This is a genomic window from Halomonas sp. BL6 (genome assembly GCF_006228115.1).
Classification (GTDB): domain Bacteria; phylum Pseudomonadota; class Gammaproteobacteria; order Pseudomonadales; family Halomonadaceae; genus Vreelandella; species Vreelandella piezotolerans.
The window spans coordinates 219,289-244,413 of sequence record NZ_VDGL01000006.1; the positions used below are offsets into that span (position 1 = coordinate 219,289).

A 25,125-nucleotide genomic window follows, 5' to 3' on the forward strand; every position below is an offset into this window, starting at 1 on the left:
AGGGTGGGAATTATGCGTGAGCAGCGTATGATGCGCGCGGTACAGTCGCCAGAGCGCGCCTCGCCCGAAGCTCAGTGAGCTGACTCTTTTACCTATGACGGAGCATGAAAAATGCCAGATATCGTGGTGATGTTTTTCTTACTGGGACTGCTGGCGGGGGCGGTGAAATCGGACCTGCAAGTGCCCAAGGCCACTTACGATACGCTAAGCCTGTTGTTGATGCTGACGATTGGCTTGAAAGGCGGGATGGCGCTCTACGGCAATTTGCACTGGGGGCTAGTGCCCGAGCTGCTGGGCGTCGCGCTACTCTCTGCGCTGATTCCTTTGATGCTGATGCCTCTGCTGCGCCGTTTCGTGCGCCTCTCCGCCGCCGATAGTGCCAGTATCGCCGCTCACTACGGCTCGGTCAGTGCGGGGACCTTTGCCGTGGCGCTTGCCTACGTCGAAGCGCGCCAGCTAGCGGTGGGCAGTGAAGTCACGCTCTACTTGGTGGCGATGGAGCTACCGGCCATCATGATCGCCATCGCGCTGTTTCGGCGTCATCAGGGCGCGGCGGTCAAAGAGAGCACGAGCAAGCTGTGGCATGAAACGCTGACCAACCGAGGGGTGATTCTCCTCGCCGGTGGCGTGGCCATTGGCGCGCTGTACGGGCCGGTTCAAGGGTCGGAAGTCACCGCGCTCTTTACCGGGGCGTTCAAAGGCGTGCTGGCGCTCTTCCTACTAGAAATGGGGTTGACCGCCGCGCAAACGCTGCGCCCCATGCCTTGGCACCACTGGCGGCTCGTCACCTTCGCTCTCGTGACACCGCTTTGCCTATCGCTGCTGGGGATACTGGTCGGCGCGCTGGTGGGCCTACCCCTGGGCTCGGTGGTGATTCTCGCAGCGCTCGCGGCCAGTGCCTCCTACATTGCCGCGCCTGCGGCCATGCGCGCGGCCATACCGGAAGCCAACATCGGCCTAGCGATGCTGGCATCCCTGGGGGTGACGTTCCCGCTGAACGTCATGATCGGCATCCCGCTGTACCACCAGCTGATCGACTGGCTGCTGGTGTAAGCCAGCGTATGCTAAGTGTTCGTCGTCACTTGACGATGAGCCACAAAAAAAGCACCCGAAGGTGCTTTTTTTGTGGGGTGTCTGGTGGAGGCGGCGGGAATTGAACCCGCGTCCGCCAGCACGCGCCCATTGGCTCTACATGCTTAGATTCCGTCATTTGCTTTAGCGCGACTGACTCCGACGGTCAGGATTCAGCCACGCGAGCCTTCTAAAGTTTAACGGTTGACGAGAAGACACCGCCAACCGCGGTCCTATCAGCTTTAGCTCATATCCCCGCAGTGATGAATAGGCACATCACCTTGGGGCCAGACAAGAAGCTAGCAGGGTTTAAGCTGCCAGCGCGCCTTGAGCGTAGTTTTCGTCGTTTGCGACTATTTTTCGTGATGTGGTATTTACGAGATACATCACGCTCTCGGCATGCACCGCAGGGTTTGTCACCGGCGTCGAAACCATGTCGCCCCCTAAGTCAGAGCCGTAGTCTAACGTGCTCACAACGAATTGACCAGTTATGCCTTGTTATGTTCCCGCATAATCCGACCTTTTTGGCGGTTCCAGTCGCGGTCTTTCTCGGTAGCTCGCTTGTCGTGGATTTTCTTACCGGTCACCAGCGCTAGCTCGCACTTCACCTTGTTACGCTTCCAGTAGAGCTTGAGCGGCACGCAGGTGTGGCCTTTGTCCTGTGTGACCGAGAAAATCTTGGCAATCTCTTTACGGTGCAGCAGCAGTTTGCGCGTGCGAGTGGGGTCGGCGATTTCATGAGTGCTGGCCGTGTTTAGCGGCATGATATGACTTCCCAGCAGGAAGGCTTCGCCGTTGCGAATCAAAATGTAGGTGTCGGTGAGCTGCGCTTTACCCGCGCGCAGGCTTTTGACTTCCCAGCCTGCCAGCGCCAAGCCCGCTTCGAAGGTTTCGTCGATATGGTACTCAAACCGTGCCTTCTTGTTCTGGGCGATGACACTGCTGCTGGGGCCCTTGCTGTTACCTTTTTTCGTGGCCATGGAACCTCATCGTTGATCTGTCAGTAGCACCCCTTCGTTATGTGGGGAGGCGTGATACCATTCAAGGTCTGAAAAAATGTTTCCCATGATACGCTCTGGGCACTGTGAAGTCAGCGGAGAGGTCAATGCCAACCGTCAATCGTACCGCCTTGGTGCGGCACACCCCCCAGCAAATGTTCGATTTGGTCAATGACTTCGAACGCTACCCCGAGTTCCTGCCGGGGTGCCGTCGAGCGCGTTTGCTCGAGCACGACGCCGATCACCTGATTGGCGAAATGACGCTAGGACGCGCAGGCGTGGAACAAACCATTACCACGCGTAATGACTTGTATGCGCCCGAGCGGATCGAGCTGTCGCTGGTGAAAGGGCCGTTCAAGCAGCTAAAAGGGCGCTGGTTATTCACGCCCATGGGTGCGGACGCCTGCAAGGTGAGTCTGGAGATGGAGTTCGTATTTGCCAACAAGCTACTCAGTATGGCGTTTGGCAAGCTATTCCAACAAATTGCCGGGCAGTTGGTCGACGCGTTCACCAAGCGTGCTGACGAGATGTATGGCCGTTAAACAGCTAAACGTTGAAGTTGCCTTCGCGTTGCCGCACAAGCAGCGTATCGTCGCGCTGACGGTGCCGGAAGGGACCACCGCACGGCAAGCAGTGTCATTGGCCGATTTGCCTAGCCTGTTCCAAGAAGTGCCCAGCGATACCTTTACACAGGCGCCGCTGGGTATTTTTGGTAAGGCGATTCGCCACCCAGAGAAAGAGGCGTTACGCGAGGGCGATCGTGTCGAGGTCTACCGCCCACTGCAGATCGATCCAAAAGCGGCCCGATTAGAGCGGGCCAAACGTCAGGCCAAAGGACAATAGTCCTGCCTCACTCGCCGGTAATGATCGGCTGCGGTTCGGGGGCCGTCTCCGGTGTGGGCGTGCGTTGGATGGGCAGCGCATCCAACGGGTCAGCGCCTTCAACGGCGGGGCCCATACCCCGGTCGGTGCTGATCGGCAGGTCGCGCGAAAAATCACCGTCTCGTTCGATGTTCATCAAGCGGCCTGCATTATCGAACGTCAGCGTCACGCGGCGCTGTTCCACGCCTTCGTACGCTTTATCGATGCGATACACGTAGTCCCACTCGCGAGAATTGAAGGGCGCTTCCAGCAGCGGACGTCCCATGACATAGGTCACCTGCTCTTGGGTCATGCCTGGTTGAAGCTGGCTGACCATCTCTTGAGTAACCAGGTTGCCCTGAGGAATGTCGCGCTTGTAAACGCCAACGTAGCTGCAGCCACTAACGACGGTCAGGGCAACGGAAAGGGTAATGATACGAGTCAATTTTTGCATTTGAGCCTGTTCTTCACTATCGTGGTTTCGGTCGATGATACCCGACCTAACCTGTTACTGCGAAGAGCAACCATGGCCGATCAGAACCATGAACTACGCAAAGCCGGGCTAAAAGTGACCCTGCCGCGCGTCAAGATCCTGCAGATTCTCGAAAATGCTTCGGGCCAACACCACCTTAGCGCAGAAGAAGTGTATAAAACACTGATCGATGCGGGCGAGGATGTTGGCTTGGCGACCGTCTACCGCGTATTGACTCAATTCGAGTCGGCGGGCCTTGTGATTCGTCACAATTTCGACGGTGGTCACGCGGTTTTCGAGATGACCCAAGAGGACCACCATGACCATATGGTGTGTCTGGAAAGCGGTGAGATCATCGAATTCGTCGATGACATCATCGAGCGTCGCCAGCAAGAGATCGCCGAAGAGCACGGCTACGAACTCGTGGACCATGCGTTGGTGCTGTACGTTCGCCCTCGTGGGTCTGACGTAACACGCCAAGATAGCGGCCCGACGAATCGCAAATAGTGGCTCATCAGGCGCGGGTTTGCTAAGTCTCGCGCCGTGAAATAAATGCCCCCAGAGTGCACGTGATGTTTCACTGGTGCTCTGGGGGCGTTTTGTATTCGGTGAGTCGTTGAAGAGAAAACCGTCAGGTTCAGTGCGGCGGGCGCTGGCTGGCGTGGAGCATTTCCCGCGCATGGGCCAGGGTTTGGTCGGACAGGGTCACGCCGCCCAGCATACGCGCCAGCTCGCTGATGCGGCCGCGTTCGTCCAGCAGCGCCATGTGGGTGAGTGTGGTGTCTCGGTTGGCGCGCTTTTCGATGTGCAGGTGCTGGTGCGCCTGGGCGGCCACTTGAGGCAGGTGGGTCACGGTCATCACCTGGCCGTTTTCGCCTAGTTTACGTAGCAGTTGGCCGACGATTTCCGCCGTTGCCCCAGAAATACCCACGTCCACTTCATCGAAGACCAAGCTCGGAATCGTCGAATGCGACGCCGCCACCACCTGAATGGCCAGGCTGATGCGCGACAGCTCGCCGCCGGAAGCGACTTTGGTGAGCGGCCGGGCGGGTTGGCCCGGGTTGGCGCTGATCAGGAATTGCACATGGTCCAAGCCCTCGGGGGAAGGCGTTTCGCGCGGGGTTACGTCCACGTCGAAACGTGCTTTGCCCATGGCCAAGAAGGCCAACTGCTGCTGCACCTCTTTGCCCAGACGCACGGCGGCCTTCTGACGTGCTTCGGTGAGCTGCTTGGCCTCGCTGCGGTAACGCTCGCGGTACTCGGCCACTTGACTGCTGAGGGCTTCTAGATCGTCGTCGCTGGCTTCGAGCTGCGCCACCTCTTGTTTGAGTTGGGCATGCAGCGCGCAAATCTCTTCGGGAGCGACGTGGTGCTTACGGGCAATGCGGTGTACGTCGCCCATGCGCTCCTCGACCCACGCCAGTCGCTCTGGGTCCAGTTCGGTGGTGCTGGCCAATCGGTGCAGCTCGCTAGCGGCTTCTTCGACTTGAATTCGGGCATCGCTCAACATGGTGAGCGTATTGGCCAGCGTGCCTTTGTCGCTGCCGGGCAGCGCGCTCAAGTGGGCGTAGGCTTGGTTGAGAAGCGACAGCGCGCCCCCTTCATCGCTTTCGCAGCAGTCGGCGGCAAACTGGGTTTCACGTAGGGTCTCTTCGGCGTGGGCCAGGGTGTGCTGCTCCTCTTCCAAGGTTTGCAGCTCGCCTTCGGCAAGGCCTAGCTGGTCCAGCTCCTCGACTTGATAGCGCAGCAGTTGGCGTTTGGCCTCGACTTCGCTGCCCTCTTCACTGAGTTTTTTCAGCCGACGGCGGGCACTGCGCCACTCGCGGAACGTCTCGGCGAGCTGCTGGCTGCGTTCGCGAAGCCCGGCGTAGTCATCCAGTAGCGCCAAGTGCGTCTCTTCCCGCATCAAGGCTTGGTGGGCATGCTGGCCATGAATCTGAATCAGCTGTTCACCCAGAGATTTCAAATCGGCAATGGTCGCTGGGTGGCCATTGATCCACGCCTTGGAGCGGCCGTTGGCAGTAACCACGCGACGCAAGAGACACTCATCGGCAGGCAGCTCGCGGGCGTCGAGCCACTCGGCTGCTGCGGGCAGGTGCTGGATGTCGAAACGGGCGGAGAGGTCGGTTCGCTCGCAGCCGTGGCGCACGCTACCCGCATCGGCGCGCTCGCCCAGGCAGAGCCCCAGGGCACCCAGCAGAATGGATTTACCCGCCCCGGTTTCCCCCGTAATGGCGGTCATGCCACGGGTGAGGTCGAGTTCGAGACGATCAACGATCGCATAGTCTTGGATCGCTAGCTGCGTAAGCATAAGGCCTCCTGAGGCGGTGCGGCACAGAAGCTGGATACTTATCCAATAATTGTTGTTTTATACAGTAGTCGATAACTCACTTCAATGCCCCTCTTGAGATGGCTTTGATGGCCCCCATATAGGCTGCATACGTGGTTAACACCCGCTACTTACCTCAGGTGGCCGCCACCGGCACCGTTACTTATTTCAGGAGCAAGGCATGGCAAAAGAACCGCAAACCCCGTTGGAAGATGAGCTGGCACGCCAAGAGCAGGAAGCAGAGGTCACCGACCAATCTGCCGAAGAGCGGTTGGTGGAAGGCGAACTGGAAGGGCTGATCGATGACGATGCACCGCTGGAAGATAGCGCTGGCAGCCCCGAAGCCGACGTGCTGGCCGCTCAGGTAGAAGAGCTCGAGCAGAGCCTGGCGGAGGCCAAAGACCAAGCGCTGCGGGCTGCTGCCGAAGCTCAGAACGTTCGCCGCCGGGCGGAGCAAGAAGCCGAAAAGGCGCGCAAGTTTGCCCTGGAGAAGTTCGTCAAAGAGCTGCTGCCCGTGGTGGATAGCTTGGAGAAAGCGCTGGAAAGCATGCAGGACGATGCGTCCGAGGCGCATCGCGAAGGTGTCTCCATGACCCTCAAGATGCAGCTCGACGTGCTGAGCAAGTTTGGCGTCGAAAGCATCGAGCCTCAGGGCGAGCCCTTCGATCCACAGGTGCATGAAGCCATGGCGATGGTGCCGAACCCAGAGCTCGACCCCAACACCGTGATGGATGTGATGCAGAAAGGCTATCTGTTGAACGGCCGCCTTGTGCGTCCTGCCATGGTCGTGGTCAGCCAAAAAGCGAATTAAGCCGCGTTGACGCATTGCCGCAAAAAAAGCCCTTGAAATGCGGCAAGCGGCCCCCAAATAAAGGGCAACCCGCGGGAAAACCCGCAGACGCCAAGTAAGTAACAGCGGCGTAAAACATCAGTTTTGTTTCAACCGAATTCGAGGTTTTTGCTATGGGACGCATTATTGGTATCGACCTGGGCACCACTAACTCTTGTGTGGCCGTGCTCGATGGTGACAGCGCTAAAGTCATTGAAAACGCCGAAGGCGGTCGTACCACGCCTTCCATCATTGCCTACACCGACGACGGCGAAACCCTGGTAGGCCAGGCCGCCAAGCGCCAGGCCGTAACCAACCCGGAAAACACTCTTTACGCCATCAAGCGTCTGATCGGCCGTCGCTTCAAAGACGACGTCGTTCAAAAAGACATCAAGATGGTGCCCTACAAAATCGCTGAAGCCGATAACGGCGATGCGTGGGTAGAAGTGAAAGGCAAAAAAATGGCACCGCCGCAGGTAAGCGCGGAAGTGCTGAAGAAAATGAAGAAGACCGCCGAAGACTATCTCGGCGAAGCGGTCACCGAAGCGGTCATCACCGTACCGGCCTACTTCAACGACAGCCAGCGTCAGGCTACTAAAGATGCGGGCCGCATTGCCGGTCTGGACGTCAAGCGCATCATCAACGAGCCGACCGCCGCAGCGCTTGCCTACGGCATGGACAAAGCCCGTGGTGATAAAACCATCGCGGTATACGACCTGGGTGGCGGTACCTTCGATATCTCCATCATCGAAGTGGCCGACGTGGATGGCGAAACGCAGTTCGAAGTATTGGCAACCAACGGTGACACCTTCCTGGGTGGTGAAGATTTCGACCTCGCGCTGATCAACTATCTGGTCGATCAGTTCAAGTCGGACAGCGGTATCGATTTGTCTGGTGACAATCTGGCCATGCAGCGTCTGAAAGAAGCCGCCGAGAAAGCCAAGATCGAGCTTTCCAGCGCGCAGCAGACCGACGTAAACCTGCCGTACATCACCGCCGACAACACTGGCCCGAAACACCTCAACGTGAAGGTGACCCGTGCCAAGCTGGAGTCGCTGGTCGAAGACCTGGTTCAGCGTTCGCTCGAGCCGTGCAAGATGGCGCTGAAAGATGCAGGCTTGTCCGCGTCTGAAATCGACGAAGTGATTCTGGTCGGCGGTCAGACCCGTATGCCGATGGTTCAGAAGAAAGCGGCAGACTTCTTCGGTAAAGAAGCGCGTAAAGACGTGAACCCGGACGAAGCAGTGGCCGTGGGTGCTGCGATTCAGGGCGGTGTTCTGGGTGGCGACGTTAAAGACGTACTGCTGCTCGACGTGACCCCGCTGACCCTGGGTATCGAAACCCTGGGTGGCGTGATGACGCCGCTGATCGACAAGAACACCACCATCCCGACCAAGAAGACTCAAACCTTCTCCACCGCGGATGACAACCAGACCGCCGTGACCATTCACGTCGTCCAGGGTGAGCGTAAGCAAGTGTCGCAGAACAAGTCGTTGGGTCGCTTCGACCTCGCCGACATTCCGCCGGCACCGCGCGGTGTGCCGCAGATCGAAGTGGCGTTCGACCTCGATGCCAACGGTATTCTGAACGTGTCTGCCAAAGACAAGGCGACCGGCAAAGAGCAGTCCATCGTCATCAAGGCGTCTAGCGGTCTCTCCGATGATGAGATCGAGCAAATGGTACGCGACGCTGAAGCTCACGCGGACGAAGACAAGAAGTTCGAAGCGCTGGTACAGCTGCGTAACCAAGCGGACGGCATGATTCACGCCACCCGTAAGACCGTTCAAGAAGCGGGCGATAAGGCCACCGATGACGAGAAACAGGCCATCGAAAACGCTATCGCCGAACTGGAAGAAGCGGTGAAAACCGATGACCAGGACGACATCCAGAAGAAACTGGATGCGCTGACCGAAGTCTCCGGCCAGCTGGCGCAAAAGATGTACGCCGAACAGGCAGAAGCGGCCCAGGCGGGTGGTGAAGGTGCTGAAGAAGCCAACACCAAGCAGGACGATGACGTGGTTGACGCCGAGTACGAAGAAGTCAACGACGACAAGAAGAAGCAGTAACCCACCTCTTTCTGCCAAGGAAAGCGGTGACGCGGGAGGCAACTCCCGCGTTGCTGTTTCCGCGGCCGAGACGCCTATAGTGCGTAGCTAACCAGGAGGCGTAGGACCCATGTCCAAACGCGATTATTACGAAGTCCTGGGTGTCGAAAAAGGGGCCGATCAGAAAGAGATCAAAAAGGCCTATCGCCGTCTGGCGCAAAAATTCCACCCTGATCGAAACCCGGACGATACCTCCGCAGCGGAAAAATTCCGCGAAGTGTCGGAAGCTTACGAAGTTCTGAGCGATGGCGAGAAGCGCGCGGCCTACGACCAGTTCGGCCATGCCGGTGTGGATGGCCAGGGCGGCGGCTTTGGCGGCGGTGGCTTCGGTGGCGGCGGCGCTGGCGATTTCAGCGATATCTTCGGCGATGTGTTTGGCGATATCTTCGGTGGCGGCGGTGGTCGTCGTCGTGGGCCCAACGCACCTGCACGGGGTTCCGACCTGCGCTACAACCTAGAGCTGGATCTAGAGAGTGCGGTGGCAGGCACCACGGTGGATATTCGCGTCCCGCGTCATATTGAGTGTGACCGCTGCGACGGTGGCGGCGCCGAGCCGGGCTCCACCAAAGAGACCTGCCCGACCTGCCATGGTCACGGCCAAGTACGCATGCAGCAGGGCTTCTTTGCAGTTCAGCAAACCTGCCCGACTTGTCACGGCAGTGGCCAGCACATCAAGGTGCCGTGCCACAAATGTAACGGCGAAGGCCGCGTGCGTGAAACCCGCACCCTCTCGGTGAAGATTCCGCCGGGTGTGGATACCGGCGACCGTATTCGTCTCAACGGCGAAGGCGAGAGCGGCGTGAACGGTGGCCCGGCGGGCGATCTGTACGTTCAGGTTTCCATCAAACCGCACCACATCTTCAAGCGTGACGGTAAGCACCTGCAGTGCGACGTGCCGATCAATTTCGTCGATGCAGCCCTCGGTGGCGAGTTGGAAGTGCCCACGCTAGATGGTCGCGTGAAGCTGAAGATTCCGCCGGAAACCCAAACCGGCAAACTCTTCCGCCTGCGCGGCAAAGGCGTGAAGCCCGTTCGCGGCGGCGCCCCCGGCGACCTGCTGTGCAAAGTGGTGCTGGAAACGCCCGTCAACCTCAACGACGAGCAGAAAGACCTGCTTCGCCAGCTGCAAGAGAGCTTCGATGGCAGCAACAGCCACAGCCACTCACCGAAGAAGACCGGTTTCTTCGACAGCGTGAAGAAGTTCTTTGAAGAGATGAAGCCGTAAGAGCCCAGAGCGCTCTGAAGTAACAGCCCCAGCACCCCGGTGCTGGGGCTTTTTTATATGTATATGCCATTGAAGACCCATCCGCCGCGCCAAGGTCTGTGGGTCTGGCAGACGATGCTACGTGGGGCTTGAGTGAGACAAGCCAAGGCGACTTACGTCACAATAACAGCATCCGCTTATTAACCTCTGGACGCTGACGAATGAAGGAAACCACCTAATGCCTTTGGATGCTGTTGACCGCCCTTATTTGGGGATTTGGCTGCGTGTGCTGTCGGGGGTGCTGTTTACGGGCATGCTGGTGTGTATCAAAGCCGTGAGCGATGAGGTGCCGGTGGGGCAGTCGGTGTTTTTCCGTTCGCTGTTTGCGCTGTTGCCGATTGTGGTGTTTCTGGCCTTACGCCGGGAGTTTCCTCAGGGGTTGGCGACCCGGCGACCGTTGGGGCATGCCTTGCGTTCAGGATTGGGCGCGGCGGCGATGTTTGCCTCGTTTGCCGCTGTGGCGGTGTTGCCGGTAGCAGAGACCACGCTGCTGGCGCAGTTGACGCCTATTTTCATGGCGTTAGGCGGTGTATTGCTGTTGGGCGAGCGCTTTACGTGGGTGCGTGCGCTCGCGATGGGGCTGGCGATGGGGGGGATGGCCGTGCTGGTGTTGCCGAATGTGGGCGGTGCTTCCCAATCGGGCCAGCTGGTGGGCTATCTATTGGCGGTGCTGAGCGCGGTGCTGACGGCGGGGGCGTTACTCACCGTGCGGCGCATTTCGCGCACGGAAACGCCGGGCGCCATCGCGTTCTACTTCATTTTGGTGTCGGCCCTGGCGGGGCTGGCGACGCTGCCGCTAGGCTGGTCAGCGTTACGCCCAGAGGTGTTGAGCCTGCTCGTGCTGGCGGGGCTGTTGGGCGGGGCGGCGCATATCGCGATGACGCTGGCATTTCGCTATGCCGAGGCGTCGCGGTTAGCGCCGTTCGAATACCTCGCCTTGCTCTGGCCGGTGTTGGCAGATTGGTGGTTATTCGATATTCCGGCCTCGTACCACTTCTTCTTGGCGCTGCCTTTGATGCTGGCCGGTGTCGTATTGGCGGCGCTGGAGGGTAAGCGCCTTAAATGGCCTCTTCGACGATAAGCTGAGGCCGCCCCTTCGAGCAGGCCTCGATGCGAGCGTTCACGCGGTAAACGCCGCGCAGTAGCTCCGGGGTGATGACGTCCTCCGTGGCGCCGCAGGCGATCAGTCGACCCTGTTCCAGCACCATGGCGTGATCGGTAAAGCGCAGGGCGTGGCCAATGTCGTGTAGAGCGACCAGAATCAGCATTTGCCGCTCGTCGGCTAGGCGTCTCAGTACGCTCAACAGGCTAATTTGTCGGTTGAGATCGAGCGCGGACGTGGGCTCGTCCAGCATGAGGATGTCAGGCTCCTGCACCAGTGCCTGGGCAGCGCTCACTAGCTGGCGCTGGCCGCCGCTCAAATCGCCGATGTCACGCTCGGCCAGCGCGCTAATGTTCAGCTCGGCAAGCGCTTTGTCCACTTGGGCAAGGTCGTCGGCTTGTACCGTCAGGCTGCGCCCTTGCATGCGGGCCAGCAGCACGGACTCATACACCGATAAGACGGCTTTGGCACCGGTGTCCTGGGGCATGTAGGCCACGGGACGCTCGGCGGTGGTATTCGAAATGAGCACGTCGCCCCCGCCTTTCAGCAATCCCAGAATACGACGGAACAGCGTCGATTTGCCTGCCGCGTTGGGGCCAAGCAGCGCCACGACTTGCCCGCCTTGAAAGCAGGGCGTGGTGATGTCGTGAACGATGGTTTTGCGCCCATAGCGGGCGCACACGTTCTTGAGCTGTAGCGTTACCATGCGGCCTTCTTGTGATTGAGCACGAGGAAAAGGAAGAAGGGAATGCCCACGAGCGACGTGATGATGCCGATGGGAATGATGGTGCCGGGAATGATGATCTTGGACAGCACCGACCCCACCGAGAGAATCAGTGCACCGCACAGCGCCGAGCCGGGCAGGAAGAAGCGCTGATCTTCGCCTAGCAGCATACGAGCAATGTGCGGACCCACCAGGCCAATGAAGCCAATCGTACCGACGAAGGCAACGGCGATGGCGGCCAGCAGCGACACGAGCACCAATACCTCTAGGCGCAGCGCGCGAGGGTTGACGCCCATGCTCTCCGCTTTGGCATCCCCCAGGCGCATGGCGGTGAGCGCCCAACCGTGGCGTGCCAAAAGCGGCATTACCAGGGCGAGCACGCCGAGTGCGATCCAAAACTTTGGCCAAGTGGCTTTGGTAAGGCTGCCCATCGTCCAGAACACGACGGCCGCCACGGCCTCTTGGCTGGCAAAGAACTGAATCAGCGCCATCAGCGAGTTGAAGATGAACACCATCGCGATGCCGAGTAGCACGATGGTTTCCACGGTGACGCCGCGCTTGAGGCTCAGCGCGTGAATCAAAAACGCGGTGAACATGGCCATCAGAAACGCGTTGATGGGCACTACATATTCGATGGCGGTGGGGATGATGGCCACACCAAAGGCCAAGCCAAGGGCAGCACCGAAGCTGGCGCCCGCGGATATCCCCAGCGTGAACGGGCTGGCGAGCGGGTTGCTGAGGATGGTCTGCATCTGCGCGCCCGCCACCGAGAGGCTAGCCCCCACGACGATGGCCATGAGCGCGACCGGCATACGAATATCCCACAAAATGACCCGCGCCTGCTGGCTGACGACATCCGGTGTCACCAGCGCAGCCACCACCTCTGCCAAGCTGAAGCGGGCGGGGCCGAGCGCTAAATCCACGCAGAGACTGAGCAGTAGCGCGAGGGTCAGGCCCACCAGAATTAGCTGCCGACGCCACACTTGTGCGCGATAGAACGTGCGTCCGGCGGTTGGGTGGGCGACGTTGGCATTACTCATCATGAAGCGTTATCCAGTAGCCGGGCTGATAGTCGATCGGCAGAAACCGGTCGTGAAGCTCTTCCAAGGTAGCTTCGGGGTCTAAATCTTCAAACAGCTCGGGATGGAACCACTTGGCCAGCTGCTGTACGGCAACGAAGTAGTAGGGACTGTTATAGAACTGGTGCCAAATCGCGTGCACATTCCCCGTCTCGACGGCCTCGATGCCGGTCATGGCGGTGCGGGTCGTTAGCGCTTGCAGTTTTTCCCGGGCCTGCGCCTGGTCGGCTCCGGGACCGACACCGACCCAGTCTCCGCCAGGCACGTAGGCATCCCAACTGCCGCCCGTGACCACCACGTGCTGCGGGTTGGCGGCGATGATTTGCTCGGGGTTGAGGTTGCCAAAGCTGGCGGGGATGATGCCATCGGCAATATTGATGCCGCCTGCCAACGTCACGTATTCGCCAAAGTTGGCAGGGCCGAAGCTCATGCAGCACTCATCCGAATAGCCGCCTGCACGGTCGACGAAGACGCGTGGCCGTTCGGGGTCGGCTTGCTCGATGACATCCGTTACCCGGGCGAGCTGCGCTTCAGCAAAGGTGATGAACTCCTCGGCAGCGGCCTCGTCGTTCATCAGCTGGCCGATCAGGCGCATCGATGGAATGGTGTTCTCGATGGGGTCTTCGCGGAAGTCCACGTACACGATGGGAATATCCAGTTCCGCGAGCTTGTCATCGTAGGCGGCATCCTCGGTGGCTGCTTTCGCCTCGATGTTCATCAGGATCAGGTCGGGATTCAGTGACGCTGCTTGTTCGACATCGAAGGTACCATCTTTGAAGCCCCCAAAGGTGGGAATCGACGCCATCTCGGGGAAGCGCTCTAAGTAGCGTTGGTAGTTGTCAGGATCTGCTTGTGAAAAGTCTTCTCGCCAGCCCACCACGTGGGCTAGTGGTGCATCGGGTTCGAGCATGCCGAGCAGGTAGATTTGTCTGCCTTCACCTAGGATGACGCGTTCGGCAGGGGCGTCTAGAGTGATCTGTCGGCCAGCAATATCGGTAACCGTAATGGGGGCCGCGATGGCCGACGCGCAAACGAAAGACGTCAGCGCACCTATAAAAGGAAGAGATAGGCGTAACAGCATAGTGGCATTGAGTACCTGAGTTCTTTAGCGTCTACGCTAACGATGAGTGTTTAATCAAACATAGATGTTGATGTTAATTGCTATTCTCATGTCCGGCATTATCCCTCAAAGCAGAAAAGGTGTCGAGGTAAGTGCCAAGCATTAGCATGATGGCAACAGGCCGTTGCAAGGAATTCTCATTCGTTGCTTGGTTCTTTTCACAGCGAGGATTACGCTAGTGGGTACTTACTACTATGAAGATGGAGTAAACCCATGCCGTTATCCCGAGCTGAGATTGCCACCCCCTCTGGTGCGCGCTTGATCAACCGCTTATGCAAACACTGGGCGCATAAGTTGGAGGTCGAGTATACCGAGCAGGACGCCAAAATCGTGTTCGCCAGCGGTACCTGTCTGATGCACGCGGAGCCAGAGCGACTACTGGTCTCTATCGAAACCCTCGAAGAGGAGCACTTAGACCAGCTCGAAGGCGTGGTCGAAAGCCATTTGGTACGAATGGCGAAAGACGAACCGCTAGAGATCGTCTGGGAAAATTGAAGTGATCGCTGGGTGTCGGCGTTAGCGCCGCATCGGCCAGGGTGGTCTGCTATAATCGCGGCCACCTTTTTCGTTTCTAGTCCGCTGCAACAGCGTATCTGTAGGAGTTTCCATGACCCGAATTGCCATTGTAGGCGTCGCTGGCCGCATGGGCCGCACGTTAGTCAACGCCGTCGAGCAAGAAGCCGATGCCTCCTTGGCAGGTGGTATCGTGGAGCCGGGCAGCTCCCTGGCCGGCGCCGATATCGGCGAACTGGCGGGCGTCGGTAAGCGGGGGGTGATCGCGGTCGACTCGCTCGCGTCCATCGTCGATGATTTCGACGTGCTGATCGACTTCACCGCACCGAAAGTGACGTTGGCGAATCTGGCGTTCTGCGCCAAGCACGGTAAGCGCATCGTGATCGGCACCACCGGCATGAACGACGACGAACTGGCCGAGCTGGATAGCTACCGCGATAAAGTCGCCATGGTGTTCGCCCCCAATATGAGCGTGGGCGTGAACCTGACGCTGAAGCTGCTGGAAACCGCGGCGAAGGCCCTGGGCGATGAAGGGTACGATATCGAAGTGATCGAGTCTCACCACCGCCATAAGGTCGATGCGCCGTCCGGTACGGCCATCAAAATGGGCGAAGTGGTCGCCGACAGTCTGGGTCGTACGCTCAAGGAGCACGGCGTGTTCGAGCGGGTAGGGCAGTGCGGCCCGCGTACCGATAAAGAGATCGGCTTTGCGACCGTGCGTGCAGGCGATATCGTCGGCGAGCATACCGTGATGTTCGCCACCGAAGGCGAGCGGATCGAAATCACCCACAAGGCCTCAAGCCGGATGACCTTTGCCAAAGGCGCCGTGCGCGCCGCACGTTGGGTCGCCAGCCAGCCTCACGGCCGCTACGACATGCAGGATGTCTTGGCGCTTCACTGATCGGCAAAACGAACGTAACGCCACGCTGAAAATAAAGGGCTAGCCTGCGGTCGGTAAATCCTGTAAAATTCCAAAAATTTTGGCCGAGTGGCTGTCGAGGCGCTGAAAAAAACGCCTGCAGCGAATGCCTGTGGCAGTCAGTGTTAGTGGAAAGAATGTCAGTGGAAAGTGCACCACGCTTGTTGCACTGGCCGTTAGGTGTGAGAAAAAAGTCAGCGAACTGCTGCACCATGACACGACCGTTACGGTGGCATGGATGAGAACAACAAGCGGGATGAAACCGATGTTTTTATTGTCGGCTTCGTCCCGCTTTTTTACGACCCGACGTTTGCACGCAAACGCCGACAACCGGATCGCCGAGCCTGCGCCCACAGGCTCCCACCAGCATGGGAGAACGTGTTTTGAATAACCCCGCATTGAGCAAACCCGCGATATTGGCCCTGGAAGATGGCAGTGTGTTTCATGGCACGGCCATTGGCGCGGAGGGAATCACAAGCGGTGAGGTGGTGTTCAATACAGCCATGACCGGCTACCAGGAAATCCTCACCGACCCCTCTTATACCCGCCAAATCGTTACCCTGACCTATCCCCACATCGGCAATACCGGCATCAACAGCGAAGATGTGGAATCGGCTTCCATTGCGGCAGCAGGGCTGGTGATTCGCGATCTTCCCCTGTTGGCCAGCAGCTTTCGTTCCGAACAAACCCTCTCTGATTACCTGAAAAGCCAAAACGTACTGGGCATTGCCGATATCGACACCCGCCGCCTGACGCGTATTTTGCGTGACAAAGGGGCTCAAAACGGCGCGATTCTGGCAGGTGCCGAGGCAGAGAGTGACGATGCCGTCGAGCGGGCGCTGGCCGCGGCGAAGGCATTTCCGGGCTTGAAGGGTATGGATTTGGCCAAGGAAGTCTCCTGCAAAGAGGCTTACGAGTGGTCGGAAGGCGAGTGGGCCTTGGGCGAAGGCTATGCGGATGCGAGCCAGGGCGAGCGCCCCTACCACGTGGTGGCGTTCGATTACGGCGTGAAGTTCAACATCCTGCGCATGCTGGCGGCGCGGGGCTGCCGCTTGACCGTGGTGCCGGCGCAAACGCCGGCGGCAGAGGTGCTGGCGATGAACCCGGACGGCGTGTTCCTGGCCAACGGCCCCGGCGACCCCGAGCCCTGTGATTACGCCATCAAAGCGATCCAGGAAGTGCTGGAAACCGACACGCCGGTGTTCGGCATTTGCTTGGGCCACCAGCTGCTGGCGCTGGCCTCCGGTGCCAAAACCGTCAAGATGGGTCACGGTCACCACGGGGCCAACCATCCGGTACAAGACCTGGATACCGGCACGGTGATGATCACCAGTCAGAACCACGGCTTCGCGGCCGATGAAGCAACGCTACCCAGCAACGTACGCGCCACGCACCGCTCGCTTTTCGACGGCACTCTGCAGGGCATCGAGCGTACCGATCGTCCGGCGTTTAGCTTCCAGGGCCACCCGGAAGCGAGCCCAGGTCCGCGCGACGTAGCGCCGCTGTTCGATCGTTTCATCGCCATGATGCAGGCGCGCCGCTAGGTTCGCCGCGCTGCCTCTCAGTGCCTAGTTACGCCGTTTTGATGCTCATCGTCACCACTTTTTGCGGGAACCGTTATGCCTAAGCGTACCGATATCAATAGCATTCTCATCATTGGCGCTGGTCCGATCGTCATCGGCCAGGCCTGCGAATTCGACTACTCCGGCGCCCAGGCCTGTAAAGCGCTGCGCGAGGAGGGCTACCGGGTCATTCTGGTCAACTCCAACCCGGCCACCATCATGACCGATCCCGCCATGGCCGATGCCACCTACATCGAGCCGATCACTTGGCAAGCCGTCGAGAAAATCATCGAAGCCGAGCGCCCGGATGTGATTCTGCCCACCATGGGCGGTCAGACGGCGCTGAACTGCGCGCTGGACCTGGACAAGCACGGCGTGCTGGCCAAATACGGTGTCGAGATGATCGGTGCCAATGCCGATGCCATCAACAAGGCCGAAGACCGCGATCTGTTCGACAAGGCGATGAAGAACATCGGCCTGGAGTGCCCTAAGGCCAAAGTGGCTCACACCATGGACGAGGCGTGGGAGATTCAGGCGGAGCTGGGCTTTCCGACGATCATTCGTCCTTCTTACACCATGGGCGGCTCCGGCGGCGGCGTGGCGTACAACAAGGAAGAGTTCGAAGAGATCTGTACCCGCGGTTTCGAACTGTCCAACAACCACGAGCTGCTCATCGACGAGTCGCTGCTGGGTTGGAAAGAGTACGAAATGGAGGTGGTGCGCGATAAGAACGATAACTGCATCATCGTCTGCGCGATCGAAAACTTCGACCCCATGGGCGTGCACACCGGCGACTCCATCACCGTAGCTCCGGCCCAGACGCTGACCGATAAAGAGTACCAGATCATGCGCGACGCCAGCCTCGCGGTGCTGCGCGAGATTGGCGTAGAAACCGGCGGCTCGAACGTGCAGTTCGGTATGGACCCGAAGACCGGCCGCATGGTGGTGATCGAGATGAATCCCCGTGTCTCTCGCTCGTCGGCGCTGGCCTCCAAAGCCACTGGTTTCCCGATTGCCAAGATCGCCGCGAAGCTGGCGGTGGGTTACACCCTGGACGAGCTGCAAAACGACATTACCGGCGGCCAAACTCCGGCGTCCTTCGAGCCGTCCATCGACTATGTCGTGACCAAAATCCCGCGCTTCACCTTCGAGAAGTTCCCCCAGGCGAACGACCGCCTGACCACCCAGATGAAGTCGGTGGGCGAGGTGATGGCGATTGGCCGTACGTTCCAAGAGTCGCTGCAAAAAGCGCTGCGCGGCATGGAAACCGGTAACGACGGCCTCGACCCGATCATTACCGAGTTTACCGATGACGCGATGGCCCAAATCAAGGGCGAGCTACAGGCAGCGGGTGCCGAGCGCATCTTCTTCGTCGCCGACGCCATGCGCGCGGGCATGAGCGTGGACGACGTGTTCGCGCTGACCAACATCGACCGTTGGTTCCTGGTCCAGCTCGAAGACCTGATTCTGACCGAAGCGGCGGTTTCCAAGCGTGCGCTGGCGGATCTCTCCGCCCGCGAGTTGTTCCAGCTCAAGCGCAAGGGCTTCTCGGATGCTCGTTTAGCGAAGCTATTGGGCGTGTCCGAAAAAGAGTTCCGCAAGACGCGTCAAGCCGCCAACATCCGCCCGGTCTACAAGCGCGTGGATACCTGCGCGGCCGAATTTGCCTCGGACACGGCCTACATGTACTCCACCTACGAGGAGGAGTGCGAAGCAGACGTCTCGGATCGCCAGAAAATCATGGTGCTGGGCGGTGGCCCGAACCGTATCGGCCAGGGTATCGAGTTCGACTACTGCTGCGTTCATGCCGCCTTCGCCATGCGCGACGACGGCTACGAAACCATCATGGTCAACTGCAACCCGGAAACCGTCTCCACCGACTACGACACCTCGGATCGTCTCTACTTCGAGCCGGTCACGCTGGAAGACGTGCTGGAAATTGCCGATAAAGAGAAGCCGGTGGGCGTCATCGTCCAGTTCGGTGGACAAACGCCGCTGAAGCTTGCCCGAGAACTAGAAGCCGCTGGCGTGCCGATCATTGGCACCACGCCGGACGCCATCGACCGCGCGGAAGACCGCGAGCGCTTCCAGGTGATGATCGACAAGCTCGGTCTGAAACAGCCGCCCAACGCCACGGCCCGCAGCTTCGAAGATGCCTTCGCCAAAGCCGAAAAAATTGGCTATCCCTTGGTCGTGCGCCCCAGCTACGTCCTGGGCGGCCGGGCGATGGAGATCGTCTACGACGCCTCCGAGCTTGAAAACTACATGACCAACGCAGTGAAAGTCTCCAACGACTCGCCGGTACTACTGGATCATTTCCTGAGTGCCGCGGTGGAAGTCGACATCGATGCGGTCTCCGACGGTCAGCAGGTCGTGATTGGCGGTATCATGCAGCACGTCGAGCAAGCGGGCGTTCACTCCGGCGACTCCGCCTGTGCGCTGCCGCCCTACTCGCTGCCGGCCGACGTGCAGGACGAGATGCGCGATCAGGTCAAGAAAATGGCCGTCGAGCTGGGCGTCAAAGGCCTGATGAACGTGCAGCTGGCGTGGCAGGATGGCGAGATCTATGTCATCGAGGTCAACCCACGCGCCTCGCGTACCGTGCCGTTCGTGTCCAAGTGCATCGGTACCTCGCTGGCGCAGGTGGCGGCCCGCTGCATGGCCGGTAAGACTCTGGCCGAACAGGGCTTCGAGCGTGAGATCGTGCCGCACTTCTACAGCGTCAAAGAAGCGGTCTTCCCGTTCAACAAGTTCCAGGGCGTCGACCCGATTCTCTCGCCGGAAATGAAGTCCACCGGCGAAGTCATGGGCTCGGGCGATACCTTCGCAGAAGCGTTCTTCAAGGCGCAACTGGGCGCGGGAGAAGCAATTCCGGCGCTGGAGGGCGATCGTAAAGCCTTCCTGTCGGTACGTGAACCTGACAAGCATGGGATTATCGAAGTGGCTCGTTCTCTGCTAACATTAGGCTTCACGCTTTGTGCAACGCGTGGTACGGCAGTGGCTATTGAAGCCGCCGGTTTGCCCGTGGAGCACGTCAATAAAGTCTACGAAGGCCGTCCCCATATCGTCGATCTGCTGAAGAACGACGAAATCGCCTACATCGTGAACACTACCGAAGGTCGTCAGGCAATCAACGACTCTTCGATCATTCGCCGTACTGCTCTCGCGCGCAAGGTGCCCTATGCGACCACCTTGGCGGGCGCTAATGCCGTTTGCATGGCGCTAGAGTACGGTAGGGAGATTACGGTGCGGCGCCTTCAGGATCTGCATGCAGGAGCAAGTCAATGAACAAGGTCCCGATGACGGTAGCGGGAGAAAAAAGCCTTCGCGAGGAGCTCAATCACTTGAAGGGCGAAGAGCGCCCTCGGGTGATTGCCGCCATCGCCGAAGCGCGTGAACATGGCGACCTCAAGGAGAACGCCGAGTATCACGCGGCGCGCGAGCAGCAGGGATTCATCGAAGGCCGTATCCAGGAAATCGAAAGCAAGCTTTCTGGTGCGCAGGTGATCGATGTCACCAAGCTGCCGAAGACCGGTAAGGTGATTTTCGGGGTAACCGTATCGCTGCTGAACCTGGATAGCGATGCCAGCGTGACCTATCGCATCGTGGGCGAAGACGAAGCCGACATCAAAGCGGGCAGAATCTCGGTCACTTCACCCATTGCGCGTGCGCTGATCGGTAAGGAAGAGGGCGATGTCGTGGTGGTGAAAACCCCAGGCGGCGACGTGGAGTACGAGATCGAGAGCGTCGAGCACCTCTAACCACGTACCGCTAGCGCAAAAAAAGGCCCGGTGCAGGAGACTGCATCGGGCCTTTTGGTGGTCAGGTGCGTGACATCGAGCCTGAACGCCCTGTACGCGTTAGTGTCGACCGTGGTGATTCTCGAAGCGAGTGACGTTCGACAGCTTGGGATTCGCCTTTGGATTGCGGCGATACAGCAGTGCCATCTTGCCGATGGTTTGCACCAGCTCGGCGTTGCTGTCAGCCAGCAGCTCGTTGATCATCGCGGCACGGTCGTCCCGCTCTGGCAGGGCGAGCTTGACTTTGATCAGCTCGTGATCGTTGAGCGCGCGGCTGAGTTCTGCGAGCAAATTGTCGGAGACGCCGTTCTCAGAAACGGTGACCACCGGGTTCAAATGGTGGCCAATGCTGCGAAATGCTTTCTTTTGTGCCTGTGACAAGCTCATGGTATCTTGCGGTATCCCGGTTAGCGCTTAACGTTCCATCTTACGGTGAAATGCCGCTGAGTGAAAGCAATCGCGTGAACGCGCCCATCCCTTATCCAAGCGTCAGATTCCCACATGCAGCAAAAGCCTCCAAGCCGAAAACATTCAGTGAGCAAAACCAGCAACAACTGGAAGAAAGAGCACTTCGACGACCAGTATGTGAAGCAGAGCTGGCAGGATGGCTATCGCTCACGGGCGAGTTACAAGCTGCTAGAGCTGGACGAGAAGGATAAGCTGTTTCGCAATGGCATGACGGTCATCGACCTGGGGGCTGCCCCTGGCGGGTGGAGCCAGATCGCCGCCGAAAAAGTCGGGCCGGAAGGGGTGGTCATCGCTTCCGATATCCTGGAGATGGATGCGCTGGCAGGTGTCGATTTCATTCAGGGTGACTTTACCGAGGAGAGCGTGCTCGATGCGATTCTCGACCGGTTGGGAAATCGCCCGGTAGACCTTGTTATGTCCGACATGGCCCCCAATATGAGTGGTATGGCGGCCATCGATCAGCCGCAGGCCATGTATTTAGTCGAGCTGGCGTTGGAGCTGGCTCGAGAAACGCTCTCTCCAAAAGGCCGCTTTTTGGTGAAAGTCTTTCAAGGAGAGGGTTTTGATGCGTACCTTAAAGAACTGCGCGGCAGTTTTGACCGTGTGGTGACCCGCAAACCGGACGCCTCACGAGCGCGCTCGCGGGAAGTCTACTTTTTAGCGGAGGGCTTTCGCGGGTGACCGGCGCGGACATGCCGCTGGCGCAATAGCCAAGATTTATCATCGCGATTGCCAGACAGGCAGGCGCAAGATGTGTCACATTATGCACACTGGACGAGCGTGACACAGATGGCCCAACGCCCAACGGGCTTTGGCAATGGTTGAACGTTAAGCTCTGGTGTAAGGTCAGAGTATTAGCGGTTAACTGACGGATTCTTGTAATGAGGGTAGCCCCTTGAACGATATGGCGAAGAACCTGATTCTGTGGTTGGTCATCGCGGCCGTTCTACTGACAGTGTTCAATAATTTCAGTACGGAAAGCGCACCTCAGACCACGAACTACTCTCAGTTCGTGCAGCAGGTGCAAAATCAACAGGTACGTAGCGTCACCATCGATGGCTACACCATCACCGGTGAGCGCACAGATGGTTCGCAGTTCCAGACCATTCGTCCAGCAGCGGAAGATCCCAAGCTGATGGACGATCTGCTCAGCAATAACGTCACCGTGGTCGGTAAGGAGCCAGAGCAGCAGAGCATCTGGACGCGTCTACTGATCGCCAGCTTTCCGATCCTGCTGATTCTGGCTATCTTCATGTTCTTCATGCGCCAAATGCAGGGCGGCGCTGGGGGCGGTAAAGGCGGCCCAATGAGTTTTGGCAAGTCCAAAGCGAAGCTGCTCTCTCAGGACCAGATCAAAACCACCTTTGCCGACGTGGCAGGCTGTGACGAAGCGAAGGAAGAGGTCGAAGAGCTGGTCGACTTCCTGCGCGACCCGACCAAGTTTCAGCGCCTGGGCGGCACCATTCCCCGCGGCGTGCTGATGGTGGGCCCGCCCGGTACCGGTAAAACGCTACTGGCCAAGTCCATCGCGGGCGAAGCCAAGGTGCCGTTCTTCTCCATCTCGGGTTCCGACTTCGTCGAGATGTTCGTGGGGGTGGGTGCTTCGCGCGTTCGCGATATGTTCGAGCAGGCCAAGAAGCAGGCGCCCTGCATCATCTTCATCGATGAGATCGATGCCGTAGGCCGCTCTCGCGGCACGGGCATGGGTGGTGGTAACGACGAGCGTGAGCAAACGCTGAACCAGCTACTGGTTGAAATGGACGGTTTCGAGGCGAACGAAGGCATCATCGTCATCGCCGCGACTAACCGCCCTGACGTACTCGATCCCGCGCTGCTGCGCCCCGGCCGTTTCGATCGCCAGGTCACCGTTGGCTTGCCAGACATTCGAGGCCGTGAGCACATTCTGGGCGTTCACCTGCGTAAGGTTCCGCTAGCGGACGACGTCAAACCGCAGCTGATTGCCCGTGGTACGCCTGGCTTCTCCGGTGCCGACCTCGCAAACCTAGTGAACGAAGCCGCCCTGTTTGCCGCACGTCGTAACAAGCGCTTGGTGGGGATGGACGAGCTTGAGCTTGCCAAAGACAAGATCATGATGGGCGCAGAGCGCAAATCCATGGTCATGACCGACAAAGAGAAGCTCAATACGGCCTACCACGAAGCGGGCCACGCAATTATCGGTTTGGTCATGCCCGAACACGACCCGGTCTACAAGGTGACCATCATCCCGCGTGGCCGCGCGCTCGGTGTGACGATGTTCCTACCCGAGGAGGATCGCTACAGCCTGTCACGTCAGCAAATCATTAGTCAGATCTGTTCGCTGTTTGGCGGCCGTATCGCCGAGGAGATGACGTTAGGCGTCAACGGTGTCACGACCGGTGCCTCCAACGATATCAAGCGTGCGACGGAATTGGCCCATAACATGGTCGCCAAGTGGGGGCTCTCGGATGAGATGGGCCCGATCATGTACGACGAGGACGAGTCTCACCAGTTTCTCGGCGGCCCGGGACAAGGTGGTGGCAAGTTGAAGTCGGGCGAAACCACCACGCGACTCGATAAAGAAGTGCGCAAGATCATCGACGAGTGCTACGAGCAGGCGCGCCAAATCCTGCATGACAACCGCGATAAGCTGGATGCCATGGCAGAAGCGCTGATGAAGTTCGAAACCATTGACGCCAACCAGCTCAAAGACATCATGGAAGGCCGTGACCCGCGTCCACCGGAGGGCTGGAGCGACGGTGACTCATCGGGTGGTGGTATGCGCGTGAACGATGACAAGCCTGACACCAAGTCAGAGGATCAAGCGTCGAACGCATCGAGCGACGATGGCGAAGAGGACGACGACGAGCCGCGCCGCCGTCCCTCCGACCCGCTGGGCGGCCCTGCAGGCCCTTGAGCCAGCCAAAGCCATGAGTCGTAGAGGCGTCCCCTATGGGGGCGCCTTTTTTGTTATGCTGTTGGGCAATCGTATTTATGTTTCTTTTGATTTAGGCGGCAGCATGACTTCCAACGTTGACCCTTCATCGCCTTTGCGCTCGACAAAGAGTGCTTTGCAGCTGCGCTGCGGGCGCCATACGCTCGATCTTTCGTTCCCGCGCGTCATGGGGATTTTGAACGTCACGCCAGATTCGTTCTCCGATGGTGGTCAGCATGTTGCCCTAGACGATGCGCTTCGCCACGCCGAACGTATGCTGGCGGAAGGCGCCGCGATGATCGACGTGGGGGGGGAGTCCACGCGTCCCGGGGCCACGCCGGTCTCGGAACAGCAGGAGTTGGATCGTGTCGCACCCGTGGTCGAAGCCTTGGTGCGCGAGCTCGATGCGCTGGTCTCGGTGGATACCAGTAGCGCCATGGTCATTCGTGAAGCGAGCGCCTTGGGCGCAGGCATGATCAACGATGTGCGGGCGCTCGAGCGTGAGGGCGCTTTGGCCGCCGCCGCCAGCAGCGGCTTGCCTGTCTGTTTGATGCACCGCCAAGGTGAGCCGCAGAGCATGCAGCACGCGCCTAGCTATCGAGATCCCATCGAGCAAGAAGTGGCTACCTATCTCGCCGAGCGCATCGCCGCTTGTGAAGCAGTTGGGTTGCGCCGTCAGCGCTTGCTCATCGACCCTGGGTTTGGCTTTGGCAAAACCGTCGAGCATAACCTGCGGCTATTGAAGTACATGGACACGCTACATTCGCTGGAGCTGCCTATGCTAGTGGGTATGTCGCGGAAAAGTATGATCGGGAAAGTACTGGGACGTCCTGTGGAAGAGCGGTTAGCCGGTGGACTGGCGCTGTCGGCCATGGCGGTGGAGCGAGGCGCGAGCATCCTGAGGGTGCATGATGTCGGGCCCACGGTGGATGCCGTTAACATGGCGTGGGCGGTGTTGCAGGAGGGGTGTGAGCCACCCGTGGATAAGGAGCTTTGAG

23 protein-coding genes and 1 other RNA gene are annotated in these 25,125 nt (G+C 59.1%); 16 read left to right on the plus strand and 8 right to left on the minus strand.

The genetic code is table 11. From position 1 onward, the window contains the following. Positions 1–111 precede the first annotated feature (111 nt). On the plus strand, positions 112–1,053 hold the full coding sequence (locus tag FHJ80_RS14055) for a sodium-dependent bicarbonate transport family permease (RefSeq protein ID WP_139527948.1): 942 nt from the start codon (positions 112–114) through the stop codon (positions 1,051–1,053). A gap of 82 nt (positions 1,054–1,135) precedes the next feature. Here the strand turns inward: FHJ80_RS14055 and ssrA are convergent. Continuing rightward, positions 1,136–1,515: a transfer-messenger RNA gene (ssrA, locus tag FHJ80_RS14060) on the minus strand. 44 nt (positions 1,516–1,559) lie between these two features. Beyond that, a complete protein-coding gene (gene smpB, locus FHJ80_RS14065; RefSeq protein WP_139527949.1) occupies positions 1,560–2,051 on the minus strand; it encodes an SsrA-binding protein SmpB in 492 nt (163 codons plus the stop codon). A gap of 125 nt (positions 2,052–2,176) precedes the next feature. Here smpB and FHJ80_RS14070 point away from each other — a divergent pair, with 125 nt between their 5' ends. Together FHJ80_RS14070 and FHJ80_RS14075 are read left to right on the plus strand one after the other, a co-directional pair. Next, positions 2,177–2,611: a type II toxin-antitoxin system RatA family toxin gene (locus tag FHJ80_RS14070; protein ID WP_139527950.1), complete on the plus strand. Its 435-nt coding sequence runs from the start codon at positions 2,177–2,179 to the stop codon at positions 2,609–2,611. Continuing rightward, positions 2,601–2,912: an RnfH family protein gene (locus FHJ80_RS14075; RefSeq protein ID WP_139527951.1), complete on the plus strand. Its 312-nt coding sequence runs from the start codon at positions 2,601–2,603 to the stop codon at positions 2,910–2,912. The genes FHJ80_RS14070 and FHJ80_RS14075 overlap by 11 nt, the downstream gene beginning before the upstream one ends. A 7-nt stretch (positions 2,913–2,919) precedes the next feature. Here the strand turns inward: FHJ80_RS14075 and bamE are convergent, their stop codons facing one another. Further along, positions 2,920–3,384 (minus strand): outer membrane protein assembly factor BamE, encoded by a 465-nt coding sequence (gene bamE / locus FHJ80_RS14080; RefSeq protein WP_139527952.1) that lies wholly within the window; start codon positions 3,382–3,384, stop codon positions 2,920–2,922. Between the two features lie 72 nt (positions 3,385–3,456). Here bamE and fur point away from each other — a divergent pair, with 72 nt between their 5' ends. Next, on the plus strand, positions 3,457–3,909 hold the full coding sequence (gene fur / locus FHJ80_RS14085; RefSeq protein WP_016915905.1) for a ferric iron uptake transcriptional regulator: 453 nt from the start codon (positions 3,457–3,459) through the stop codon (positions 3,907–3,909). A gap of 130 nt (positions 3,910–4,039) precedes the next feature. On the opposite strand, the gene recN is transcribed toward fur, so the two are convergent. Continuing rightward, positions 4,040–5,713, minus strand: a complete 1,674-nt coding sequence (recN, locus tag FHJ80_RS14090; protein ID WP_139527953.1) for a DNA repair protein RecN — start codon at positions 5,711–5,713, stop codon at positions 4,040–4,042. Positions 5,714–5,912: 199 nt separating this feature from the next. Between recN and grpE the strand changes: the two genes are divergently transcribed. The 4 genes from grpE (at position 5,913) to FHJ80_RS14110 (ending at position 11,010) form a co-directional block, all read left to right on the plus strand. Then, positions 5,913–6,542, plus strand: a complete 630-nt coding sequence (gene grpE, locus FHJ80_RS14095) for a nucleotide exchange factor GrpE (protein ID WP_139527954.1) — start codon at positions 5,913–5,915, stop codon at positions 6,540–6,542. A 152-nt stretch (positions 6,543–6,694) separates the two neighbouring features. Further along, positions 6,695–8,626 (plus strand): molecular chaperone DnaK, encoded by a 1,932-nt coding sequence (gene dnaK, locus FHJ80_RS14100; RefSeq protein ID WP_139527955.1) that lies wholly within the window; start codon positions 6,695–6,697, stop codon positions 8,624–8,626. Between the two features lie 109 nt (positions 8,627–8,735). Then, positions 8,736–9,890: a molecular chaperone DnaJ gene (gene dnaJ / locus FHJ80_RS14105; protein WP_139527956.1), complete on the plus strand. Its 1,155-nt coding sequence runs from the start codon at positions 8,736–8,738 to the stop codon at positions 9,888–9,890. 217 nt (positions 9,891–10,107) lie between these two features. Continuing rightward, complete coding sequence (locus FHJ80_RS14110; RefSeq protein ID WP_139527957.1) at positions 10,108–11,010, plus strand: DMT family transporter; 903 nt, start codon at positions 10,108–10,110, stop codon at positions 11,008–11,010. Here FHJ80_RS14110 and FHJ80_RS14115 read toward each other — a convergent pair. The 3 genes from FHJ80_RS14115 to FHJ80_RS14125 are packed head-to-tail and all read right to left on the minus strand — an operon-like array spanning position 10,988 to position 13,915. Beyond that, the gene (locus FHJ80_RS14115; protein WP_139527958.1) at positions 10,988–11,737 is read right to left on the minus strand and encodes an ABC transporter ATP-binding protein; all 750 of its coding nucleotides are present in this window, start codon (positions 11,735–11,737) and stop codon (positions 10,988–10,990) included. The two genes, FHJ80_RS14110 and FHJ80_RS14115, sit on opposite strands and share 23 nt — an antisense overlap. Further along, positions 11,731–12,798 (minus strand): iron ABC transporter permease, encoded by a 1,068-nt coding sequence (locus FHJ80_RS14120; protein WP_139527959.1) that lies wholly within the window; start codon positions 12,796–12,798, stop codon positions 11,731–11,733. Before FHJ80_RS14120 ends, FHJ80_RS14115 begins: the two co-directional genes overlap by 7 nt. After that, positions 12,788–13,915: an ABC transporter substrate-binding protein gene (locus tag FHJ80_RS14125; protein WP_139527960.1), complete on the minus strand. Its 1,128-nt coding sequence runs from the start codon at positions 13,913–13,915 to the stop codon at positions 12,788–12,790. The genes FHJ80_RS14120 and FHJ80_RS14125 overlap by 11 nt, the downstream gene beginning before the upstream one ends. Before the next feature lie 252 nt (positions 13,916–14,167). Between FHJ80_RS14125 and FHJ80_RS14130 the strand changes: the two genes are divergently transcribed. The 5 genes from FHJ80_RS14130 to greA all read left to right on the plus strand — a co-directional run bounded on the left by FHJ80_RS14130 (position 14,168) and on the right by greA (position 20,709). Continuing rightward, the gene (locus FHJ80_RS14130) at positions 14,168–14,449 is read left to right on the plus strand and encodes a DUF2218 domain-containing protein (protein WP_139527961.1); all 282 of its coding nucleotides are present in this window, start codon (positions 14,168–14,170) and stop codon (positions 14,447–14,449) included. A 112-nt stretch (positions 14,450–14,561) separates the two neighbouring features. Continuing rightward, positions 14,562–15,368, plus strand: coding sequence for a 4-hydroxy-tetrahydrodipicolinate reductase (gene dapB, locus FHJ80_RS14135; RefSeq protein ID WP_139527962.1), 807 nt, complete (start codon positions 14,562–14,564; stop codon positions 15,366–15,368). A 416-nt stretch (positions 15,369–15,784) separates the two neighbouring features. Then, positions 15,785–16,930, plus strand: a complete 1,146-nt coding sequence (gene carA, locus FHJ80_RS14140; protein ID WP_176558251.1) for a glutamine-hydrolyzing carbamoyl-phosphate synthase small subunit — start codon at positions 15,785–15,787, stop codon at positions 16,928–16,930. 75 nt (positions 16,931–17,005) lie between these two features. After that, complete coding sequence (carB, locus tag FHJ80_RS14145) at positions 17,006–20,236, plus strand: carbamoyl-phosphate synthase large subunit (RefSeq protein ID WP_139527964.1); 3,231 nt, start codon at positions 17,006–17,008, stop codon at positions 20,234–20,236. Next, the gene (gene greA / locus FHJ80_RS14150; protein WP_139527965.1) at positions 20,233–20,709 is read left to right on the plus strand and encodes a transcription elongation factor GreA; all 477 of its coding nucleotides are present in this window, start codon (positions 20,233–20,235) and stop codon (positions 20,707–20,709) included. Before carB ends, greA begins: the two co-directional genes overlap by 4 nt. A gap of 99 nt (positions 20,710–20,808) precedes the next feature. On the opposite strand, the gene yhbY is transcribed toward greA, so the two are convergent. Further along, positions 20,809–21,135, minus strand: a complete 327-nt coding sequence (gene yhbY / locus FHJ80_RS14155; protein WP_139527966.1) for a ribosome assembly RNA-binding protein YhbY — start codon at positions 21,133–21,135, stop codon at positions 20,809–20,811. A 114-nt stretch (positions 21,136–21,249) separates the two neighbouring features. On the opposite strand from yhbY, the gene rlmE reads away from it, so the two are divergent. The 3 genes from rlmE to folP all read left to right on the plus strand — a co-directional run bounded on the left by rlmE (position 21,250) and on the right by folP (position 25,124). Continuing rightward, the gene (gene rlmE / locus FHJ80_RS14160; protein WP_139527967.1) at positions 21,250–21,897 is read left to right on the plus strand and encodes a 23S rRNA (uridine(2552)-2'-O)-methyltransferase RlmE; all 648 of its coding nucleotides are present in this window, start codon (positions 21,250–21,252) and stop codon (positions 21,895–21,897) included. A gap of 214 nt (positions 21,898–22,111) precedes the next feature. Then, positions 22,112–24,109 (plus strand): ATP-dependent zinc metalloprotease FtsH, encoded by a 1,998-nt coding sequence (ftsH, locus tag FHJ80_RS14165; RefSeq protein WP_139527968.1) that lies wholly within the window; start codon positions 22,112–22,114, stop codon positions 24,107–24,109. Between the two features lie 103 nt (positions 24,110–24,212). Then, positions 24,213–25,124 (plus strand): dihydropteroate synthase, encoded by a 912-nt coding sequence (gene folP, locus FHJ80_RS14170; RefSeq protein ID WP_218013985.1) that lies wholly within the window; start codon positions 24,213–24,215, stop codon positions 25,122–25,124. Position 25,125 lies beyond the last annotated feature (1 nt).

Coding starts and splice junctions, on each gene's coding strand:
- FHJ80_RS14110 (WP_139527957.1), top strand. CDS start 10,108: ATGCCTTTGGATGCTGTTGACCGCCCTTATTTGGGGATTTGGCTGCGT.
- dapB (WP_139527962.1), top strand. CDS start 14,562: ATGACCCGAATTGCCATTGTAGGCGTCGCTGGCCGCATGGGCCGCACG.
- bamE (WP_139527952.1), bottom strand. CDS start 3,384: ATGCAAAAATTGACTCGTATCATTACCCTTTCCGTTGCCCTGACCGTC.
- recN (WP_139527953.1), bottom strand. CDS start 5,713: ATGCTTACGCAGCTAGCGATCCAAGACTATGCGATCGTTGATCGTCTC.
- carB (WP_139527964.1), top strand. CDS start 17,006: ATGCCTAAGCGTACCGATATCAATAGCATTCTCATCATTGGCGCTGGT.
- FHJ80_RS14075 (WP_139527951.1), top strand. CDS start 2,601: ATGGCCGTTAAACAGCTAAACGTTGAAGTTGCCTTCGCGTTGCCGCAC.
- FHJ80_RS14070 (WP_139527950.1), top strand. CDS start 2,177: ATGCCAACCGTCAATCGTACCGCCTTGGTGCGGCACACCCCCCAGCAA.
- FHJ80_RS14120 (WP_139527959.1), bottom strand. CDS start 12,798: ATGATGAGTAATGCCAACGTCGCCCACCCAACCGCCGGACGCACGTTC.
- FHJ80_RS14130 (WP_139527961.1), top strand. CDS start 14,168: ATGCCGTTATCCCGAGCTGAGATTGCCACCCCCTCTGGTGCGCGCTTG.
- smpB (WP_139527949.1), bottom strand. CDS start 2,051: ATGGCCACGAAAAAAGGTAACAGCAAGGGCCCCAGCAGCAGTGTCATC.
- FHJ80_RS14055 (WP_139527948.1), top strand. CDS start 112: ATGCCAGATATCGTGGTGATGTTTTTCTTACTGGGACTGCTGGCGGGG.
- rlmE (WP_139527967.1), top strand. CDS start 21,250: ATGCAGCAAAAGCCTCCAAGCCGAAAACATTCAGTGAGCAAAACCAGC.
- FHJ80_RS14125 (WP_139527960.1), bottom strand. CDS start 13,915: ATGCTGTTACGCCTATCTCTTCCTTTTATAGGTGCGCTGACGTCTTTC.
- folP (WP_218013985.1), top strand. CDS start 24,213: ATGACTTCCAACGTTGACCCTTCATCGCCTTTGCGCTCGACAAAGAGT.
- fur (WP_016915905.1), top strand. CDS start 3,457: ATGGCCGATCAGAACCATGAACTACGCAAAGCCGGGCTAAAAGTGACC.
- FHJ80_RS14115 (WP_139527958.1), bottom strand. CDS start 11,737: ATGGTAACGCTACAGCTCAAGAACGTGTGCGCCCGCTATGGGCGCAAA.
- yhbY (WP_139527966.1), bottom strand. CDS start 21,135: ATGAGCTTGTCACAGGCACAAAAGAAAGCATTTCGCAGCATTGGCCAC.
- dnaJ (WP_139527956.1), top strand. CDS start 8,736: ATGTCCAAACGCGATTATTACGAAGTCCTGGGTGTCGAAAAAGGGGCC.
- grpE (WP_139527954.1), top strand. CDS start 5,913: ATGGCAAAAGAACCGCAAACCCCGTTGGAAGATGAGCTGGCACGCCAA.
- greA (WP_139527965.1), top strand. CDS start 20,233: ATGAACAAGGTCCCGATGACGGTAGCGGGAGAAAAAAGCCTTCGCGAG.
- dnaK (WP_139527955.1), top strand. CDS start 6,695: ATGGGACGCATTATTGGTATCGACCTGGGCACCACTAACTCTTGTGTG.